The sequence below is a fragment of the Paeniglutamicibacter sp. ZC-3 genome, assembly GCF_025847175.2.
In the GTDB taxonomy this organism is placed as follows: domain Bacteria; phylum Actinomycetota; class Actinomycetes; order Actinomycetales; family Micrococcaceae; genus Paeniglutamicibacter; species Paeniglutamicibacter sulfureus.
Genome location: NZ_JAOYTG010000044.1, coordinates 1 through 3,947, shown reverse-complemented (window position 1 = coordinate 3,947; position 3,947 = coordinate 1). Strand labels below are relative to the sequence as shown.

Genomic DNA, 3,947 nt, shown 5'->3' with positions numbered 1-3,947 from the left:
TTGGCGCACTTCGGCCAAAACTAGATTAGACATACTGATTGGTTTCCTGGTTCTCGCCCTACGCGATCGAGCTGACTTGCTCTGTCACCGTGGTACCGCTCCAGCCTGACACGTAGGGTTGCGGCGGACCGAAGCTGTCGCGTGTGGTGTGCCGCTGACAAATGGCTAGACGATCGATGCTACCGAGATCGTGCGTCCTGCTCTACTAGCAGAAGTTGGGACCTGCTGCGCTTCCAACTCATCTGAACGCATTGTTTCCTCATTGTCTCTCCAATGGGCACCCAGCCACCCAAAAGTGATCCCTGTGCGGCCTCGACTCAATTCCCCAATCTACGACGTGGGCCAGCTACTTTGGAATCTCACGACATGTCTATGGGATGAGTGTATGGACGGAGGGCACGTTGTTTCACTCGTTACAGACGCGAAATTTGGAGCGTACCTCATTTGTAGCCGCCAGATACGTGAATGCAGGAACGGGCTCTGGCACCGGAAAACAACCCATCGCCATTTCTCGAAAGAACCATCGCCAAAAAGGTTTGCGCATGTAGGTCGTCTCGACCAAAACAGGGATCGTATCTATTTCTCTGCAATGACCATTGCTATGGCCAAATCCCCCTCTTGGCTCATCGAGAGGTGCCAGCTATTAATTCCCTTTATAGCAGCGACTGCTGCTATCGAGCCCATAATGGACACACGCGGTAAACCACCGACTTCAACCAGCACCTGGCAGTCGAGCCAATCCAACCCGGCGGGTGCGCCTACAGCCTTAACGATTGCCTCTTTTGCGGCGAAATGCGCGGCTAATGGCAATGCATGAGATACCTGTTCTTCTGGAGAAAATAGGTGATCTAGAAGACTGGGCGTGCGGATGAGCTGCCTATCAAACCGTGATATTTGTACTACATCAACGCCGATTCCAATAATAATGCCTGCGCCCTATCGGTTGGCTGATGCTCGGTTCCCTCGTTGAATCAGAGCGTCTAGCTGCGGCTTGTGAATGCTGAATCCAATATATTCAGTTAAATTTCGACGATAACTGCGCCCCAAGAGAGCCCGACGCCGAAACCGACGAGCATAACTTTCATTCCGCTCTTAATTTTCCCGCTCACTAGTGATTCTGTAAGCGCAATAGGGATTGATGAAGATACAGTATTCCCGCAGTTTTCCATTTCTACAATGAATTTTTCGGGAGATATTCCGATTTTTTTGCGCAGAGTATTTAGCATAAACGAATTCGCTTGATGAAAAATATATGCGTCGATGTCCGAATCTGATAACCCAGTTTTTTCAAACGTTTGTTGAATGCATTCAGGTACCACGCGGAGTGTGAAATTGAATACCTCGGCACCATCCATGTATAGGTCAAAGCCATTGGACGTTAGTCCTCGGTCGTCAACATTCGCACGAGGCGAAATTTCGTAGCCATCAGCCAGTCCGCCGTTCGGAACGATCAGATGTTTCGCTCCCGCACCATCGGTACCATATGAGAAACCATAAATGGCCTTGTTACCCCCAACCGAAGAAACGAGCGTAGCCGAAGCTCCGTCACCGAAAATCGTTCGCACTGATTTGTCCGAAGGATTCAAGAATTTGCTGTAGGTGTCCGCGGTGATGAATAAAACGTTGGCAGCTTGGCCCGACTCGACTAGGGCCGAAGCCAGACCCAGGCCGTATACATACCCTGAGCATCCAAGATTGATATCCATAGCCCCGGCATTGGTCGGCAACCCAAGGAGATCCTGCACGATGCAGGCGGTCGAGGGCAAGTAATAATCAGGTGACTGTGTGCAGAGTATTAGATAGTCAATTGATGCCCGATCCACACCGCTGACGGATAGTAGACGCTCTGCGGCTTTGGCTGCCAAAGAAGATGTCGTCTCGCCATTGATAGCCACCCGACGGGACGAAATACCAGTTTTCTTCCCAATCTTGTCAACCGACCACTCTGGAAATTCATCTGACAGTTGCTCGTTTGTAAGGGTCGCATCGGGCAGAAAGTAGTTCACTGCCGCAATTCTCGCGACGGGATTAGCTAGGGTCTGCAATTTACTTCACTCCAATTCGGATACATGGGTTTCCAAAATTGGTGCTGTTTGGTGAGACAGTCTTAACGACTACACTCCCGGCACCAATTACCGCATTCTCGCCAACGGTTTTCCCGGGTATTACAGTGACTGCGGTGCCAAGAAAAACCCCAGAGTCAATACTCACCCCCCCGGTGAGATTACAAGATGGGCTGATGGTGACGAAGCTGCGAACTACTACGTCATGGCCCACGACGCACCCAGCATTGATCTGCGTGTGTTCACCGATACTGACGTTCGAAGTCAGCACTGTATTTGGACAAATAATCACCCCAGTTCCCAGTTCGACATCGTGGCCAGTGACAGTTGAGTCGTGGACGAACGTCGCAAACTGTGCATTCTTCGCCAAAAGTTCCACTGTAACTTTTCGTCGAACGTCTGGGGATCCAATTGCGCACAGAACCAAATCATCAGGTTCTGGCGAATAGTCGAAAATCGTAGATACTACGGGCGCAGGTAGACCCGTTCTGTTCAATTCATCATCGATGAAGACCACTGACTGGACACCAACAAGCGATACGAACTTGGGTGATGTGACAACCCATGCATGGAGTTCACGCCCAAAGCCGCCAGCCCCAGCTATTACGAGGCGTTTTCTATTGCTCATTTCGCCGTAAACCCACCGTCGACACTTAGTGCAGTACCTGTAATCCAGCTTGCCTCGTCTGACAGCAAAAATTGCACTGCATGAGCGACATCTTCAGCAGATCCGAGACCGAGTGGATGATCATCGCTGACCGATTGGAACGCAGGTCCCCCAATAGTCGCGCGAAGTTTCTCTGTCAGCGGCGTTTCGACCACCCCCGGGCAGACACAATTAACTCTGATTTGTTCACTCGCCATCTCCAGCGCGAGTGATTTCGTCATAGTAACGATTGCACCCTTCGTTGCAGAATAAGTGGATACCCCAGACTGCCCCACTAGCCCGACCGCCGAAGACAGGAATACCATGCTCGCCGTTTCTGCCCGAACTCGTTTGTTCCTGAAACCCTTCGAAAGCATAAATCCAGTGGTTACGTTTGTGTGAAACATAGCATCGATTTTCGCTGCTGAAACAGACCTAACTGGCAAAGTGGCGTGGATTCCGGCTGCGTGAACCAGACCTGACAACCGTCCCATTACGCTGGCAACGTCTTGAACGACAGACGGAATGTTGTCTGCATCGTCAAGGTCGACTACGAACGTTTCGTGGCCACTTCCTGATAACTCTTCCATGGCGAGTTCAAGGCGTGATCGGTCTCGCCCTATCAAGGCAACACGAGCACCATTCTGGCTTAGAACCTTGGCCGTTGCCCGACCGATACCTGAAGAGGCTCCCGTGACGAGTACTGCCTGTCCATCAAACCGCGATGTATCTGCCACGACTAGCTATTTTCGCCGGAACCGCTAACCAACATGAACAAGTCGGTCATAGTTTCGGATTTCGCAAGCTTATCCGCATTTATGGACTTATTCATCCGGGCGTCAATTTCGGCGATGAACGATATGTTCGCAAGGGAATCCCAATCAATTTCGTCAAGGTTGTCACCCATTCCCAACGTTCCGGGCTCAACTTCCAAGATCTCTTCCGCCAACTTGATGAATTCAATCTGATCCATTTTTTTCGTCCTTCAAATCATCAAAATTTTCCAACGATACCGCAAAGATCTTATCAGGCACTCTCGACGGGGCTCGGCTTGAGCGCTATGGTGCCGTCATCTTCGGTTCGCGGACGACGAACCCTCATTGTCGCTGCTTTGCCTCTCGGAATTTTTCAAGTCAAGCGGTACCAAAGTGAGTTAGACGGCCGTTAGGCCGCTGTTTTTTCGATGGTTTCCCTTGGTTGGTTGATCCATGCCGGCCCGGGCAGGGCCAGGATCTTGG

5 protein-coding genes are annotated in these 3,947 nt (G+C 51.0%); all 5 read right to left on the bottom strand.

The features are described from left to right. Window positions 1–576: 576 nt before the first annotated feature. The gene (locus OIU93_RS20375; RefSeq protein WP_264271867.1) at window positions 577–927 is read right to left on the bottom strand and encodes a holo-ACP synthase; all 351 of its coding nucleotides are present in this window, start codon (window positions 925–927) and stop codon (window positions 577–579) included. A gap of 92 nt (window positions 928–1,019) precedes the next feature. Beyond that, window positions 1,020–2,045: a 3-oxoacyl-ACP synthase III family protein gene (locus OIU93_RS20370; RefSeq protein WP_264271866.1), complete on the bottom strand. Its 1,026-nt coding sequence runs from the start codon at window positions 2,043–2,045 to the stop codon at window positions 1,020–1,022. 1 nt (window position 2,046) lies between these two features. Then, window positions 2,047–2,691, bottom strand: a complete 645-nt coding sequence (locus OIU93_RS20365; RefSeq protein ID WP_372342981.1) for an acetyltransferase — start codon at window positions 2,689–2,691, stop codon at window positions 2,047–2,049. Then, the gene (locus OIU93_RS20360) at window positions 2,688–3,446 is read right to left on the bottom strand and encodes an SDR family NAD(P)-dependent oxidoreductase (protein ID WP_264271865.1); all 759 of its coding nucleotides are present in this window, start codon (window positions 3,444–3,446) and stop codon (window positions 2,688–2,690) included. The genes OIU93_RS20365 and OIU93_RS20360 overlap by 4 nt, the downstream gene beginning before the upstream one ends. Before the next feature lie 2 nt (window positions 3,447–3,448). Next, entirely contained in the window at window positions 3,449–3,682 is a 234-nt protein-coding gene (locus OIU93_RS20355; RefSeq protein WP_264271864.1) for a phosphopantetheine-binding protein, read from the bottom strand. Window positions 3,683–3,947: the final 265 nt, after the last annotated feature.

Coding starts and splice junctions, on each gene's coding strand:
- OIU93_RS20365 (WP_372342981.1), bottom strand. CDS start 2,691: ATGAGCAATAGAAAACGCCTCGTAATAGCTGGGGCTGGCGGCTTTGGG.
- OIU93_RS20355 (WP_264271864.1), bottom strand. CDS start 3,682: ATGGATCAGATTGAATTCATCAAGTTGGCGGAAGAGATCTTGGAAGTT.